A 15168-nucleotide genomic window follows, 5' to 3' on the forward strand; every position below is an offset into this window, starting at 1 on the left:
AGTCGGCGACGAAGCCCGGTCACGGCTCCGCGCGAGCGCAGGCCCGGCCAGTCTTTTCAACGGCTTACGTGTCGCCGGTGCCGCGTCGCCCCCTCAGTCGCGGCGCACGACCACCATGTGGCGCTCCCCGACCAGGCCCGGCACCGCCAGGGGCTGGATCGTGTCCACCGACCAGCCGGCCGGCAGCGCGGCGATCTCCTCGTCGGGGCGCACGCCCTTCATCGCCAGCAGGGCGCCACCGGGCTTCAGCAGGTGACCGCCGACCTCGATGATGCCGGCCAGCACGTCCAGCGCGCGGGCGGTGAGCGCGTCGTAGGCCTGCGGTTCGTCCAGCGCTTCGGCGCGAGATTCGGCCACGCGTGCGTTGTCCAGTTTCAACGTGCGCACGGCCTCGCGCAGGAAGCGCGCCTTCTTGCCGTTGCTCTCCACCAGGGTGACGCGCAGGCCGGGCTTGGCGATGGCCAGCGGAATGCCGGGCAGGCCCGGACCGGTGCCGAGGTCGGCCAGCGCGCCGCCGTTCGCCGCCAGGTCGTCCACGAACGGATGCATCGCCAGCGAGTCCAGCAGGTGGCGCGTGACCATCTCGCGGGGGTCGCGGATGGCGGTGAGGTTGTAGGTCCTGTTCCAGCGGTCGAGCAGGGCCAGGTAGGCGAGCAGCGGCGGCGCCAGCGCATCGGCATCCAGGCCCAGCGTGTCGAGGCCGCGGTGGAGGTCGTCACGCAGGTCGGCGGGGAAGGCGGAGTCGTTCATCACGGCATTATCGCAGGCCGCCACACGGCGCCGCGCGGATGCCAGGCGAGCGCGGCGCGGTAGCCGTCAGCAGGCGCCCATTCGTGCAGGCGCCAGTCGTCGGGACGACCCAGCGCGGGATCGCAGCTGGCCAGCCGCACGCGGTCATCGTCGAGCCGGACATGGAAGCGATGCAGGCCGAAGGCGATGCCCTGGCCATGCGCCTTCAGCACGGCTTCCTTGACGCACCACAGGCGCACGAAGGCGAGCAGGCGCGCGTCGGCATCGTCGAGCGAGCGCAGCCAGGCGGTCTCGTCGGGATGATAGAAGCGCTGCGCCAGCTCCATCGCGCGGGGCCGCGGACGCAGGCGCTCGACATCGACGCCGAGTTCGATGTCCTCGCCCAGCGCCAGCAGCAGCGCCTCGCCGCTGTGGCTCCAGCCGGTTTCCAGATGGTGCAGCGGCGCGATGAAGTGCGGGCGGCCCTGCGTATCGCGGGTGATCGGCAGCGCGTGCGGCGCCATGTCCAGCGCGCGCGCCAACTGCTCGCGGGCGGCCGGCTCGCCGCGCTGGCGGGCTGCATGCGGCAGCAGCCACACCGCGATGCCGTCGAGCCGCCAGTCGGCCGGCGTGTCAAGCCAGCTCACCGCTCAGTACCGCGCGTGGTGCGGCACAGCGTGCAAGCCTGCGACGATGGCGTTATCAAGCACGGGCACGGAGGCTTCCCCCACGGAGTTAACGACGGTTTCACGCGGTACGTCGGAGATTGAAGCGTGCCCCGCGCCCAGGGGTCCTGTCCATCGAGGGAGAAGCGACGCAATGAATTTTCTCATCTATCTGATCGTGGGTGGCATTGCCGGCTGGCTGGCGAGCATCGTGATGAAGCGGGATGGCTCGCAAGGCATCATCCTGAATGTGGTGGTCGGCATCATCGGCGGTTTCCTGGGTGGCTGGTTGCTGCCGACGCTGGGCCTTGGCCTGGGTGGCGGCTGGGTCGGCTTCCTGCTGACCGCCTTCATCGGTGCGGTAGTGCTGTTGCTGATCGTCAATCTGTTCACCCGCGGCCGCGCGAGGTAACGGTTCCGCTGCGGCCGCGTGCGCGTTCGAGACGCACCCAAGGCCCGTGGCACTGCAAAGGCCCGGCACCTGCCGGGCCTTTGCTCGTTCTGGGTGCCGGGAATCCAGGGGTTTTTTCGACACGGATCAAAGCGGAGAAAGGCGGATCAAAAAGAATGCTTTTTATCCGTGTTGATCCGCTTTGGTCCGTATCTGTATTTTTTTGGGCTCTGTAATCGCGATTGACGTCTCGGGTTCAACCGCCCAGTCGCACCCATGCCGGGGCATGGTCGCTGGGGCGTTCCCAGGTGCGCGGTTCGCGGTCGATGCCCGATTCCACCGCTTGCGCGCGCAATGCGTCGGACACCAGGGTCAGGTCGATGCGCAGGCCCAGGTTGCGGCGCAGGCCGCCCATCCGGTAATCCCACCAGCTGTAGACGTTGGCTTCGTCGGTGTGGAGGCGGAACGCGTCGTGCAGGCCCAGCGCGTACAGCCGCTGCAGCGCCGCGCGTTCGGCGGTGGAGGTCAGGATGTGGTCGTCGTTCCACACCTTGGGATCGAACACGTCGCGGTCGTCCGGTGCGATGTTGAAGTCGCCCATCACCACCAGCTTCGGATGCGTCTGCAATTCGGCGGCGATCCAGTCGTGCACGGCGTCCAGCCAGCGCAGCTTGTAGGCGTACTTGTCGGTGCCCACGTCCTGGCCGTTGACCACGTACAGGTTGACAATGCGCACGTCGCCCACGGTCGCGGCGATCACGCGCTTCTGCTCGTCCTCGAAGCCGGGAATGCCGACCTGCACCTCGCCGATCGGCTCACGCGACAGCAGCGCCACGCCGTTGTAGGTCTTCTGCCCGGCGAACACGCTGCGGTAGCCCAGCTCCGCCAGCGCGGTATCCGGAAAGCGGTGGTCCTCCAGCTTGGTCTCCTGCAGGCCCACGACATCCGGCGCGAACGCGCCCAGCCACTGGGTGAGGTGCGGCAGGCGCACGTTGAGCGAATTGACGTTCCAGCTGGCGATCTTCATGGCGGCGATTCTAAGCGAGGACGTCGTTCACGCGCCCGCGGTGTCGTCGGCCACGGCCATGCCGTGGGCGGCGCCTTCGCCATCGCGCATCAACCGCGCGGCCATCCACGCCGCGAGCAGCATCATCGCCATGCCGAACACGGCGATGGCGCGCATGGCATCGGTGAAGGCGCTGCGTGCGGTGTCGGCGATGGCCGTTCCCGCGGCCCCACCGATCTCGCCGGCGACCGTGACCGCGCCGCCCAGCGTCGACAACGCGCGCGTGGCGTCCGCATCGGGCAATGCCGTGGGCAAGGCGGGGTCCAGCCATAGCCGGTAGGCCAGCATGCCGAGACTGCCCAGGATCGCGATGCCCAGTGCGCCGCTGAGTTCGGCGCTGGTTTCCGCCAGTGCGGACGCCGCGCCCGCGCGCTCCGGCGGCGCGGTGGTGATGATCAGTTCGTTGCCGACGGTGAAGACCGGCGCCATGCCCAGGCTCATCGCCAGCATGCCGGCGATCAGGATCCACAGTCCGTAGGGCGGCACCACCAGCGCGGTGATGGCGAAGCCGACCGCGGCCAGCAGCAGGCCGCGCACCATCACCTGGCGCGCGCCCCAGTGCCGTGCCAGCCGGGGCGCCAGCAGCGAGCCGACGGTGAAGCACAGCGACCACGGCACCGTCGCAAGGCCGGCCTGCAGTGGCGTCAGCCCCAGCACCAGTTGCAGGTACTGGGTCATGAAGATGTACACGCCCATCATCGACAGGCCGGCCAGCGCATAGGCGACGATGGCGGCAGAGAACGCCGGTCGCCGGAACAGGGTGACGTCGAGGAACGGATACGCCAGGTGCTTCTGCCGGCGCACGAACAGCACGCCCAGCGCGATGCCGGACACGAACACGGCGATGCCCCGCGGATCGATGCCGTACTCGGCGATGCGCTTGAGCCCGTAGACCACCGCCAGCACCGCGAACAGCGACTGCGCCATGCTGGCCGGGTCGAGTCTGCCGGCGTCGGGATCACGGTACTCCGGCAGCAGCTTCGGTCCCAGCACCAGCAGCAGCACCATCACCGGCACTGCCGCCAGGAAGGCCGCGCCCCACCACCACCATTGCAGCAGCAGGCCGCCGACCAGCGGCCCGATGGCGCCGCCGACCGAGAACGCGGCGATCCACACGCCGATGGCGAACTGGCGTTGGTGTTCGTCATGGAACATGTTGCGGATCAGCGACATCGTCGACGGTGCCAGGGTCGCGCCGGCCACGCCGAGCAGGGCACGCATCGCGATCAGCATCTCCGCGCTGCGCGAGAACGCCGCCAGTACCGAGGCCACCGCGAACGCCGCCGCGCCGATCAGCAACAGCTTGCGCCGGCCGATCCGGTCGCCCAGCGTGCCCATGGTGATCAGGAAGCCGGCGACGAGGAAGCCGTACACGTCGACGATCCACAGCAATTGGCTAGCGGTGGGATCGAGTTCGGCGCTGATCGCCGGCAGCGCCAGGTTCAGCACGGTCAGGTCCATCGCATAGACCACGCAGGGCAGGGCGATGATGGCCAGCCCGATCCATTCGCGGCGGGTGGCTTTGGCGGGTACAGACGTGGTCGACATGGGAGTCCATCAAGGGCGTGTCATCCCGTTCGACGAACGGGAGGGGCGATTCTCGACCAGGAGGAGCGGCGGCGTCAGCCGCCTTCCACGTCCACCCGGAGATGCGGGAAGTGCGTGGCCAGGTCCTCCGCCCATTGCACGGCGTCGTAGGGAACGCCGCGCTCGGACGGAAACCGCAGCAGCTCGCCGTCGTGGCGGTAGAGGAACACGCGGTCTTCGCTTTCTTCCGGACGCTGCACGCGGATGCGCGCCACGTCGTCCAGCGCGATCGCATGTTCGCCGGGCGACACCGCGTTGTCCCACCACCACAGCGTGCGCGCCTCGATGTCCAGGCGGCTGCCCCAGCGGCGCGCGTGCACCAGCATCGCCAGCGCCGATCCGGCCAGCGCCACGCCCATCACGAACGCCACCGGCACCAGCCACGGCGCGCACTGCCGTCCGCTCGCGTCGCAGTTGCTGGCCGGATCCACGACCAGGCCGGCATACACGAACATCGCACCGACCAGCAGCATGCCGTAGACGCGGACGTCGCGCCGGCTGTTGCTGGCATGGCGGAGCTTGCGCATGCGCGATGGCGTCAGCGGATGATGAAGTCGATGAACTTCGCCACCTTGGAATAGGGCGGCTTGAGCAGGTCGCTGCCCGCACGCCGGGGCTGCCACAGCACCGGCAACGCCTTGCTCATCGCATCGAAGCCGGCCCGGCCGTGGTAGGCGCCCATGCCGCTGGGGCCGATGCCGCCGAACGGCAGCGCGTTGATGCCGAAGTGCAGCACGGTGTCGTTGACGGTGACGCCGCCGGCCAGCGTATTGCGCAGGATCTTCTCCACCCGCGTGCGGTCATGGCTGAAGGGATACAGCGCCAGCGGGCGGTCGTGTGCATTGACGTAGGCCAAGGCTTCGTCCAGCGAAGCGACCGTCCGGATAGGCAGGATCGGGCCGAAGATCTCGTCCTGCATCACCTTCGCTTCGTCGCCGGGCTCGATCACCACGGTCGGCGCGAACAGCCGCTGCGCGCGGTCGTGCGTCGGCGCCAGCGGAATCACCTCGTGGCCGCGCTGGCGCGCGTCGTCTAGATAGCTGTCCAGTCGCGCGAACTGGCCGTCGTTGATGATGCGGGTGAAGTCGCCGGCATCGGACAGGTCGCCGTAGCGCGCCGCGACCTGCTCACGCAGCGCCTGCACCAGTGCATCACGGCGCTGGCGGCCGACCAGCAGCACATAGTCCGGCGCGATGCAGGTCTGCCCGCCGTTGAACCATTTGCCCGTCGCCAGGCGCGCGGCGGCCTGTTCCACCGGGAAGTCGTCGCAGACGATGGCGGGCGACTTCCCGCCCAGTTCCAGGGTGAGCGGGGTCAGGTTCGGCGCGGCGGCGGCCATCACCTTGCGGCCTACGGCCGTGGAGCCGGTGAACACCAGATGGTCGAACGGCAAGGCGGCGAACGCGCCCGCCACCTCGGCGCCGCCGGCGGCGACGCTGACGCGCTCGGGCGGGAAGACTTCCGCCAGCAGCGACCGCAGGAAGGCGGTCGTGCGCGGCGTGTGTTCGGAGGGTTTCAGGTAGACGTGGTTGCCGGCGGCGATGGCGGTGGCCAGTGGGATCAGCGCCAGGTTGACCGGGTAGTTCCACGGCGAGATCACGCCGACCACGCCCACCGGCTCCTGGCGGATCTCCGCGCGCGCCGGCCAGAAGCGCCAGCCCACGCCCACCCGCTTCGGCTTCATCCAGCGGCGCAGGTGCGAGGCCAGGTGGTCGATCTCGTTGAGCACGGTCATGCCGTCGGCGATCAGCGACTCGTGTCGCGAGCGGTGGCCGAAATCGGCCGCGATGGTGTCGGCCATGTCCGGCAGGCGCCGCTTCAGTGCCTCGCGCAGTCGGTGCAGGTCGTCGCGGCGCTGTGCGTAGGCGGGCTTGTGCGCCTGCCAGGTCGCGCGCAGCCGGTGCAGCGTGGGGGCGAGGTCGCCGACCGGGGTGTCGCCCTGCGGCGCGCGGCTGCCGTGGCCGGCGGCAGCGGTGGTCCCGCTTTCGGCCGTGGCGGCGCTGATCGCGGCATTGGCGGCGGTGATGGCCGCGTTGGCGGCAGTGGTGGCGGCGTGCGGAAAGGTCGTCATGGCCCGAGTGTATGCCTTCGTTCCGGAGCGGGCGCACTACAATCCCGGCATGGACCCCACTCTGACCGCGCTGCGCCCCTACCTTGACCGCTTTCCCGTCCTCGGGCCGCGCGTCTATGTCGACCCGGCCGCCACCGTCATCGGCGATGTCGAACTGGCCGAAGACGTCTCCGTCTGGCCGGGCACCATCCTGCGCGGCGACGTCAACTACATCCGCGTCGGCGCCCGCACCAACGTGCAGGACGGCAGCATCGTCCACGTCAGCCACCACAGCCCGTACAACAAGGCGGGCCATCCCACGCTGATCGGCGCCGACGTCACCATCGGCCACGGCACCATCATCCACGCCTGCACCATCGAGGACCTGTGCCTGATCGGCATGGGCGCCTGCATCCTCGACGGCGCGACGGTGAAGAAGTACGGCTTCCTCGGTGCCGGCGCGGTACTCGGGCCGGGCAAGGTGGTCGGCGAGGCCGAACTCTGGCTCGGCAATCCGGCCCGGCTGGTGCGCATGCTCAGCGAGCGCGACATCGAGAGCCTGCATTATTCGGCCGGCCACTACGTCAAGTTGAAGGACCGTTACCTGCAGCCAACAGTGCCCGGGGCATGATGGCGGGCGGCGCATTCCGCGCTGCCTGGGAGTCGCGCATGGCCTGGAAACCGCAGGGCTACACCTCGGTGGCCCCGTATCTCGTCGTCGACGGCGCGCAGCGCACGATCGACTTCCTCGTCGCCGTGTTCGATGCCGAACCGTTGCGCATGCATCCCATGGGCGACCGGCTGGGCCATGCCGAAGTGCGCATCGACGACACCGTGCTGATGCTCGCCGACGGCATGGACGGCTGGCCGCCGGTGCCGGCGCACGTGCATCTCTACGTGCCGGACGTGGAGGCCACGTGGACGCGCGCGCTCGCCGCCGGCGCCGAGCCGGTGCAGGCGCCGGAAGAAAAGGGCGATGGCGACCGCCGCGGCGGCTTCCGCGATGCCGGCGGCACCACCTGGTGGATTTCCACCCAGGTGCCGTGACGGCGACGCGCCGTCAGGGCGCGGTGGCCTGTTCCAGCGCGGCCAGCAGGGCCATCGCCTCGGTGCGGCTGGCGCCGCACATCTCCGGCCCGGGTTTCAGCGTGCGGCAGAACGCCGGACGCTCCGGCATGCCGAACAGCCGGCAGCGCAAGGCGTCGTCCAGTTGCACGCAGGCCACGCCGGCCGGTTTGCCCTGCGGCATGCCAGGGATCGGCGAGGTGATCGAGGGCGCGGTGCAGCAGGCGGCGCAGCCCGGGCGGCAGGAAAAGGCGGTGTCCATGGTGGCGCGCAGTGTAGGCGCTCGCGTGGCTGGGCAAGGATGGCGTTCGCGGCTAAAGTCGCGAGGCATGGGGAAGGCGCATGGACAGCGGGACACACGGGTTCCACCACATCGATCCGGTCACGGCCATCGCGCTGCCAGGGGAACGCCGCCCGTGGTGAGCGCCTGATGCTGGACACCTATCGCGAAGTCGTCACGCCGGAAGGCGTGGGCCTGCACCTGCCGGCGGCGGGTCCGGTGCCGCGTGCGCTGGCGTGGGGCATCGACCTGGCCATCCGCCTCGGCATCGTGCTGGTCATGGCCATGTTCCTCGCCCTGCTGGGCAAGGTGGGCCAGGGCCTGCACCTGATCGTGATGTTCCTGGTGTTCTGGGCGTACCCGATCGTGCTGGAGTCGGTCTGGCGCGGACAGACGCCGGGCAAGAAGGCGCTGGGGCTGCGCGTGGTGGCGATCGACGGCGCGCCGGTCGGCTGGCTGGCGGCGATCACCCGCAACCTGCTGCGGACCGTCGACATGCTGCCGTTCGGCTATGCCGCGGGCCTGGTCGCCTGCCTGGCCGATGCGCATTCGCGCCGCCTCGGCGACATGGTCGCGGGCACGCTGGTCGTGCATGGCGGACGCGAGCGCAATCACGCGCCGGCACCGGTCAATACGGTATTCGTGCCGCCGGCGCAGTTGCTGCCGGAGGAACAGGGCGCGATCGTCGCCTTCGCCGAGCGCGCGCCGCAGCTGACGCCATCGCGCCAGGAGGAACTGGCCAACCTCGCCCAGCCGGTCACCGCCGCGCACGGGCAGGCCGGCGTGCAGCGGTTGTACGGCATGGCCAACTGGCTGCTGGGGCGGCGATGAGGCAGGAACAGTTCGTCGCCCGCCACCAGGCCGAATGGCTCGCCTTCGAAACATGGCTGCACGCCCGCGGCGACAACGCCCGGCGCGCACGCCGCGAGCGCAACAACGGCGCGTTGACCGACGAGGAGGTGCCGGCGCGCTACCGCCGCATCTGCCAGCATCTGGCGCTGGCGCGCCGGCGCGGCTACAGCCCGGTGGTCGTCGATCGCCTGCAGGCGCTGATGCAGGCCGGCCATGGTGTGCTGTACCGCACACCGCCGCCGCGCTGGCAGCGGGCGGTGCGTTTCCTGCTGGCGGACTTTCCGCGGCTGGTGCGCAGCGAGGCCGGCTGCATGTGGGTGGCGGCGGCGGTGTTCGTGGTTCCGCTGGTGCTGATGTTCGTGCTGCTGCAGGTCCGCCCGGAGCTGGTGTACAGCCTGGCCTCGCCCGAACAGGTGGCGATGTACGAGCGCATGTACGACCCCAGCGATCCCAGCCATGCGCTGGGCCGCGAGAGCGGCACCGACTGGCAGATGTTCGGCCACTACATCTGGAACAACATCGGTATCGGCCTGCGCACGTTTGCCGGTGGATTGCTGGCCGGCGTGGGCGCGCTGTTCGTGCTGGTGGTCAACGGCATCGGCATCGGCACGGTGTTCGGCCACCTGCAGCAGATCGGTTACGGCGATCCGCTGTGGCGTTTCGTCTGCGGGCATGCGCCGTTCGAGCTGACCGCCATCGTGCTGGCCGGCGGCGCCGGCCTGCGGCTGGGGCTGAGCCTGGTGGCGCCCGGCCGGCACCGGCGCATCGACGCGCTGGCGATCGCCGGCGCCAAGGGCGCGCGGCTGTGCCTGGGCGTGGCCTTCATGCTGCTGGTGGCGGCCTTCATCGAAGCCTTCTGGTCGTCGACCCAGTCCATACCGGCGGCGGTGAAGTACAGCGTGTCCGGCGTGCTGTGGACGCTGGTGGCGGTGTGGCTGGGCCTCGGCGGACGCGGGGTGGCCGATGAGGATTGAACAGCTGACCGTGCGCCTGCGCGCGCGCTCGGACTGGGAAGCCATCGAACTGGGCATGGCGCTGGTGCGCCAGCATGCGGGCGCCATCTGGAAGCCATGGCTGTGGTTCACCCTGCCGGTGTTCGCGCTGCTCAACCTGGGCGCGTGGTGGATCGACCAGATGTGGGTTGCGGCGCTGCTGATGTGGTGGCTGAAGCCGGCGTTCGACCGCATCCCGCTGTACGTCATCTCGCGCGCGGTGTTCAGCAGCGTGCCGGCCACGCGCGACACGCTGCGCGCGCAGGCGCACTGGGGCCTGCGCACGCTGCCGCACCTGCTCAGCTGGCGCCGCTTCAGTCCGGTGCGCGCGCTGTACATGCCGATCGACCTGCTGGAGGGCGTGCAGGGCGAGCGCCTGCGCCAGCGGCGCCGCGTGCTGGGGGGTCAGGCCTACGGCACGGCGATCCTGCTGACCTGGATCTGCCTGCTGTTCCAGGGCGTGCTGATGCTGGGCGGCATCGTGGCGGTGGTGATGTACCTGCCGCAGGACCTGCTGCCGGACAGCGTGCAGGCGGCGTTCCAGATCGCCGCCATCGCATGGCCCGCCTGGTTCGAGCTGGCATGGAATGCGCTGGCCTGGGCAGCGATCAGCGTGATCGAGCCGTTCTACGTCGGTGCCGGCTTCGGCCTGTATCTCAACCGGCGCACGCAGATCGAGGCCTGGGACCTGGAGATCGTGTTCCGCAAGCTGCGCGCCCGCCTGGCCGCGGCCGTGCCGATGGTGCTGGCCGCGGTGTTGTGGGCCGGTGCCGGTATCGCCGATGCGCAGGAGCGCCACGGTGCGCCGCCGGTCACGCCGGCGCCTGCGGAGACGACGGAAGAAGAAAAGCCGACACCGCCGACCCTGCCGCGGGTGTTCGGCGACCAGCGCGTGGACGATCGCGCATTCCGCAAGGCCGCGGACCAGGCCTACCGCGATCCGCTGCTCGACCGCCGGCACGTGCAGTCCGGCTGGGAGCGCCGCACTCCCGAAGAGAAACAGCAGGAAGAGGACGCGCAGGACGGCGACCGCGCGCTGCTGGCCGGCTTCGGCACGGTGCTGGCCTTCATCGGCGAATGGGGGTTGTGGCTGGTCGTTGGCGTGCTGGTGGTGATGCTGCTGGCGACGGTGCGTTACTGGTGGCCGTGGATGCGCGGCCTGGCGCGCGCGCCGGTGACGGCCCCCGAGGCGCCGCAGACCGGGGCACTGGTGCTGCCCGAGGCGCTGCCCGACGACATCGCCACCGCGGCGCGCCGGTTGTGGCGCGACGGCCGTCCGCGCCATGCGCTGGCGCTGCTCTATCGCGCCAGCGTGGACAGCATGAGCCAGCGCGCCGACCTGGTGCTGCCGCCGGGCGCGACCGAAGCCGAATGCCTGCGCGCGTCGCGGCGCATGCCGCTGGCGGAGGACCGCCGGAGCTTCGCGCGCATCGTCCGCACGTGGCAGTACGCCGCCTACGCGGAACGGTTGCCCGGCGATGACGAATTCGACGCGCTGGTCGGCGAATTGCAGCAGCGCTACGGGTGGGCGGCATGACCTCCGCGCGCCGCAATGGCCGGCTGGTGGGCGCGACGCTGGTCGTGGCGGTGGTGCTGCTGGTGCTGGTGGGCCTGTGGTTCCGGCACAGCTTCCACCGCGTCGAGAAGACGCTGTACCTGCCGCCCTCCGGCGAGGCCGCCTACAACCCGTTGTATGCGCTGGCCAAGGCGCTGGAAGCCGACGGGGTAACGGTCAACGCGCGCCAGCGCCTGATGCTGGACGACAACGTCCTGGCGCCCGGCGATACGCTGCTGCTGTTCAACGATCCGCGCGCGCTGTCGCCGCCCGAGGCCGAGCGCCTGCTGGCGTGGGTGGAGGAGGGCGGCCACCTGCTGATCCGCACGCCGGTGTACTCGCCGGGCGAGGACATCTCCGGCCCCAATGCGCCGCAGTCGCAGATGCTGGACCTGCTGTCGGCCTGGCTGGTCGACGAGATGCCGTCCTGCGAGGACTTCCAGGTGGAAGGCGAGGACCACCACGTCGAGTTCTGCCGTGGCCGCCGCTTCGCCTTCGAGGACGTGGTGCCCGAACTCGCCTGGGGCGACCTGCAGAACGGGTACGTATATGCCCGCATCGCGGTGGGCAAGGGCCATGTCGACGTGCTGGCCGACTTCGATTTCCTCGCCAACACCGCCACGCGCGGTCCGCTGCAGGAGGAACTCGACGCCCCGCCGGACGGCGGCCTGCGCGATGGTCCGCATCGCGCCCTGGCGCGGCAGGTGCTGGCACCCAACTACCGCCAGGGCACCCTGCATCTGGTCTATGCGGCCGAAATGCCGTCGTTGTGGCGCACGCTGTTCCTGCGTGGCTGGATGGTGTGGGCGCCGCTGCTGCTGGCGCTCGCGGCGTGGCTGTGGATGCGGATGCAGCGGTTCGGCCCGCCGGTGCCGTCGCCGGCCGGCGAGCGCCGCTCGCTGCTCGAACACGTGCGCGCCAGCGGCGAACATCTCTACCGCTACGGCCGTGGCGTGATGCTGTACTCGGCGGTACGCGCGGCCTTCCTCGCACGCCTGCGCCGCCGTGATCCGGTCGCCGCCGCGCTGACCGGCGAACCGCAGGTCGCCGCCATCGCCGAGCGCACCGGCCAGCCGGCCGAGCGCATCCGCACCGCCCTCCATGTTCCTGCCTCGCACGACCGGCAGGCCTTCCGCGACCGCATCGCCCTGTTGATCCAACTGAGAAACCGCCTATGAACGACGAGACCGCCGCCGCGCCGCCCGCGCTGCCGCCGACGCCGCGTAACGCTCTGTCCGACCGCGTCGAGGCCGTGCGTGAGGAAGTGTCGCGCGCCTTCATCGGCCAGCCCGACGTGCTGGACCAGATCCTGATCGCGCTGCTTGCCGGCGGCCACGTGCTAATCGAAGGCGTGCCCGGGCTGGGCAAGACGCTGCTGGTGCGGGCGCTGGCGCAGGCGCTGGAACTGACCTACGCGCGCGTGCAGTTCACCCCCGACCTGATGCCCAGCGACGTCAGCGGCCACGCGGTCTACGACCCGAAGACCGAGAGCTTCCAGATCCGTCGCGGCCCGGTGTTCACCCACATCCTGCTCGCCGATGAGATCAACCGCGCGCCGGCCAAGACCCAGTCCGCGCTGCTGGAAGTGATGCAGGAAGGGCAGGTCACCATCGAGGGCACCTCGTTCCCGCTGTCGCCGCCGTTCATCACCCTGGCCACGCAGAACCCGGTGGAACAGGAAGGCACGTATCCGCTGCCGGAAGCGCAGCTGGACCGCTTCCTGCTGAAGGTGCTGATCGACTACCCGTCGGTCGAGGACGAGAAGCGCATGGTCGATGCCATCACCACCGGCCGCACCGCCGCCGACTTCGACCTGTCGCAGGTCAAGCGCGTGCTCGGCGCCGCCGACATCGCCGCGATGCAGCGCGAGACCGCTGCGGTGCGCGTGGACCCGGAAGTGATCGACTACGCCGTGCGCATCGTCGCCGCCACCCGCAAGTGGCCCGGCATCTCGCTCGGCGCCGGTCCTCGCGGCAGCATCGCGCTGGTGCGCGCGGCGCGTGCGCAGGCGGTGCTGCAGGGCCGCGACTTCGTCACCCCCGACGACGTGCGCGACATTGCACGGCCGGCCCTGCGCCACCGCATCACGCTGGCGCCCGAACTGCAGATCGAAGGACAGTTGCCGGACGACGCACTGCGTGCGCTGCTGGCGAAAGTGGACGCGCCCAGGAAATGATCATCCGCACGTTCGCCGCCCATCTCGCGATCCGCTCCCGCCCCCGCCTGCGGGGGAGGGCCGGGGTGGGGGCGCGCGGCGAGCTTGACCGTTTGCCGACATATCCGGTCTCCGGTCGCCCCCATCCCAGCCTTCCCCCGCAGGCGGGGGAAGGAGCATGTCCATGAGACCTGCGCCGCTGTTGAACTTGCTCAGCGGACGTGGACGCTCGCCGCTCATGACCGCCCACGCGGTCCCGACCGACTCCGCGATCCGCTCCCTCCCCCSCCTGCGGGGGAGGGCCGGGGTGGGGGCGCGCGGCGAGGTTGACCGTTTGCCGACATATCCAGTCTCCGTCCGCCCCCATCCCAGCCTTCCCCCGCAGGCGGGGGAAGGAGCACGTCCATGAGACCGGCGCCGCTGCTGATCCTGCTGATCGCGGGCTGGGGACTGTCCGGCCTGGCGGTGCCGTTCCTCGGCTGGCCGCTGTGGCAGTGGCAGGCCGTCGGCGCGGCGTTGCTGGTGCTGGCGGCGCTTGATGCGTGGTGGCTGCGGGGCCGGCCCACGCCGGAGATCGTACGCGAGGTGCCGGAGGCGCTGCCGCTCGGCATCGAGCGTGACGTCGCGCTGAGCTTCGAGTCACGCGTGCGGCAGCGGCTGGAGGTGTTCGATCTGCATCCGGGCGCATGGGCGTCTTCCGGCCTGCCGCGCATGCTGACGCTGGCGCCGATGTCGGCGACCCGCATCCACTACCGCCTGCGTCCTGCCGTGCGCGGCGATGCGCAGTTCGATGGCGTGCAACTTCGCCTGCGTTCGCCGTTGGCCTTGTGGCGGCAGTCGCGCGTGGCCGGCGCACCGCAGCGGGTGCGCGTGTATCCGAACTTCGCACCGCTCACGCGCTTCGCACTGTTCAGTGCCGAACAGGCCTCGCGCCTGGTCGGCGCGCACCTGAAGCGGCGTCGCGGCGAAGGCACCGACTTCCACCAGATGCGCGAGTACCGCGTCGGCGACAGCCTGCGCCAGGTCGACTGGAAGGCCACCGCGCGCGCGCGCAAGCTGATCTCGCGTGAGTACCAGGACGAGAAGAACCAGCAGCTGGTGATGCTGATCGACACCGGCCGCCGGATGATGGCGCGCGAGGACGCGCTGGGCCACTTCGACCACGTGCTCAACGCCTCGCTGGTGGTGTCCTACCTGGCGCTGCGGCAGGGCGACGGCGTGGGCCTGTTCGCCGCCGGCGGCGACAGCCGCTGGGTCGCGCCGCAACGCGGCATGGCCGCCATCGATACGCTGCTGCGCGCCAGCTACGACCTGCAGCCGCGTCCGGTGGCCACCGATTACCTGGCCGCCGCTACCGAGCTCAGCCTGCGCCAGCGCCGCCGCGCGCTGGTAATGCTGGTCACCAACGTGCGCGACGAGGACATCGACGACCTGCTCGCCGCCGTGCGCCTGCTGCAGAAGCGGCACCTGGTCTGCGTGGCCAGCCTGCGCGAAACCTCGCTGGACGATGCGCTGGATGGCGAGGTGCGCGACCTGCAGGGGGCGATCCATGCCGGTGCGGTCGCCCGCTACCTGGAACAGCGCACCGCCGCGCACGATGCCCTGCGCAGCCACCGCGTGATGGTGCTGGACGTCACCGCCGACGAGCTGCCAGCGGCATTGGTTGAGCGCTACCTGGCGGTCAAGCGCGACGGCGTGCTGTAGACGCTGTTCCGTAGGCGCGATGCGCGTGCTTCGCCCGCACGCAGGGCATCGCGGGCATGGCCCGCTCCTACCGTCTC

At 70.4% G+C, this 15168-nt stretch carries 16 protein-coding genes; 9 read left to right on the forward strand and 7 right to left on the reverse strand.

The genetic code is table 11. The annotated features are described in order from the left end of the window. Positions 1-93 precede the first annotated feature (93 nt). On the reverse strand, positions 94-750 hold the full coding sequence (gene rsmG / locus ASD77_RS06775; RefSeq protein WP_055939197.1) for a 16S rRNA (guanine(527)-N(7))-methyltransferase RsmG: 657 nt from the start codon (positions 748-750) through the stop codon (positions 94-96). Further along, a complete protein-coding gene (locus ASD77_RS06780; RefSeq protein ID WP_055939200.1) occupies positions 750-1376 on the reverse strand; it encodes a 4'-phosphopantetheinyl transferase superfamily protein in 627 nt (208 codons plus the stop codon). The genes rsmG and ASD77_RS06780 overlap by 1 nt, the downstream gene beginning before the upstream one ends. Before the next feature lie 172 nt (positions 1377-1548). Between ASD77_RS06780 and ASD77_RS06785 the strand changes: the two genes are divergently transcribed. After that, positions 1549-1806 carry a GlsB/YeaQ/YmgE family stress response membrane protein gene (locus tag ASD77_RS06785; RefSeq protein WP_055939203.1) on the forward strand — a complete coding sequence of 86 codons (258 nt, stop codon included), beginning with the start codon at positions 1549-1551 and terminating at the stop codon, positions 1804-1806. 235 nt (positions 1807-2041) lie between these two features. Here ASD77_RS06785 and xth read toward each other — a convergent pair whose 3' ends face one another. From xth to ASD77_RS06805, 4 genes are all read right to left on the reverse strand, one after another. After that, complete coding sequence (gene xth, locus ASD77_RS06790) at positions 2042-2812, reverse strand: exodeoxyribonuclease III (protein WP_055939205.1); 771 nt, start codon at positions 2810-2812, stop codon at positions 2042-2044. Positions 2813-2839: 27 nt separating this feature from the next. Continuing rightward, positions 2840-4399, reverse strand: coding sequence for an MFS transporter (locus ASD77_RS06795; protein WP_156383505.1), 1560 nt, complete (start codon positions 4397-4399; stop codon positions 2840-2842). A 74-nt stretch (positions 4400-4473) separates the two neighbouring features. Further along, positions 4474-4965 carry a hypothetical protein gene (locus ASD77_RS06800; RefSeq protein ID WP_055939208.1) on the reverse strand — a complete coding sequence of 164 codons (492 nt, stop codon included), beginning with the start codon at positions 4963-4965 and terminating at the stop codon, positions 4474-4476. A gap of 11 nt (positions 4966-4976) precedes the next feature. Further along, positions 4977-6509: a coniferyl aldehyde dehydrogenase gene (locus ASD77_RS06805; protein ID WP_082563157.1), complete on the reverse strand. Its 1533-nt coding sequence runs from the start codon at positions 6507-6509 to the stop codon at positions 4977-4979. Positions 6510-6570: 61 nt separating this feature from the next. On the opposite strand from ASD77_RS06805, the gene ASD77_RS06810 reads away from it, so the two are divergent. Next, positions 6571-7119: a gamma carbonic anhydrase family protein gene (locus tag ASD77_RS06810; protein ID WP_055941124.1), complete on the forward strand. Its 549-nt coding sequence runs from the start codon at positions 6571-6573 to the stop codon at positions 7117-7119. A 38-nt stretch (positions 7120-7157) separates the two neighbouring features. After that, the gene (locus ASD77_RS06815; protein ID WP_055941126.1) at positions 7158-7535 is read left to right on the forward strand and encodes a VOC family protein; all 378 of its coding nucleotides are present in this window, start codon (positions 7158-7160) and stop codon (positions 7533-7535) included. A gap of 13 nt (positions 7536-7548) precedes the next feature. On the opposite strand, the gene ASD77_RS06820 is transcribed toward ASD77_RS06815, so the two are convergent. Beyond that, complete coding sequence (locus ASD77_RS06820; RefSeq protein ID WP_055939211.1) at positions 7549-7815, reverse strand: YkgJ family cysteine cluster protein; 267 nt, start codon at positions 7813-7815, stop codon at positions 7549-7551. A 168-nt stretch (positions 7816-7983) separates the two neighbouring features. Here ASD77_RS06820 and ASD77_RS06825 point away from each other — a divergent pair, with 168 nt between their 5' ends. From ASD77_RS06825 to ASD77_RS06850, 6 genes are all read left to right on the forward strand, one after another. Continuing rightward, positions 7984-8664: an RDD family protein gene (locus ASD77_RS06825; RefSeq protein WP_055939214.1), complete on the forward strand. Its 681-nt coding sequence runs from the start codon at positions 7984-7986 to the stop codon at positions 8662-8664. Continuing rightward, entirely contained in the window at positions 8661-9659 is a 999-nt protein-coding gene (locus ASD77_RS06830; RefSeq protein ID WP_055939218.1) for a stage II sporulation protein M, read from the forward strand. The genes ASD77_RS06825 and ASD77_RS06830 overlap by 4 nt, the downstream gene beginning before the upstream one ends. Continuing rightward, positions 9649-11214: a DUF4129 domain-containing protein gene (locus ASD77_RS06835; protein WP_055939220.1), complete on the forward strand. Its 1566-nt coding sequence runs from the start codon at positions 9649-9651 to the stop codon at positions 11212-11214. Before ASD77_RS06830 ends, ASD77_RS06835 begins: the two co-directional genes overlap by 11 nt. Continuing rightward, positions 11211-12410: a DUF4350 domain-containing protein gene (locus ASD77_RS06840; protein ID WP_055941128.1), complete on the forward strand. Its 1200-nt coding sequence runs from the start codon at positions 11211-11213 to the stop codon at positions 12408-12410. Before ASD77_RS06835 ends, ASD77_RS06840 begins: the two co-directional genes overlap by 4 nt. Then, on the forward strand, positions 12407-13408 hold the full coding sequence (locus ASD77_RS06845; protein WP_055939223.1) for a MoxR family ATPase: 1002 nt from the start codon (positions 12407-12409) through the stop codon (positions 13406-13408). The genes ASD77_RS06840 and ASD77_RS06845 overlap by 4 nt, the downstream gene beginning before the upstream one ends. 384 nt (positions 13409-13792) lie before the next feature. Continuing rightward, entirely contained in the window at positions 13793-15091 is a 1299-nt protein-coding gene (locus ASD77_RS06850) for a DUF58 domain-containing protein (protein WP_055939226.1), read from the forward strand. The last annotated feature ends 77 nt before the right edge of the window (positions 15092-15168 follow it).

Source organism: Pseudoxanthomonas sp. Root65 (assembly GCF_001427635.1).
Classification (GTDB): domain Bacteria; phylum Pseudomonadota; class Gammaproteobacteria; order Xanthomonadales; family Xanthomonadaceae; genus Pseudoxanthomonas_A.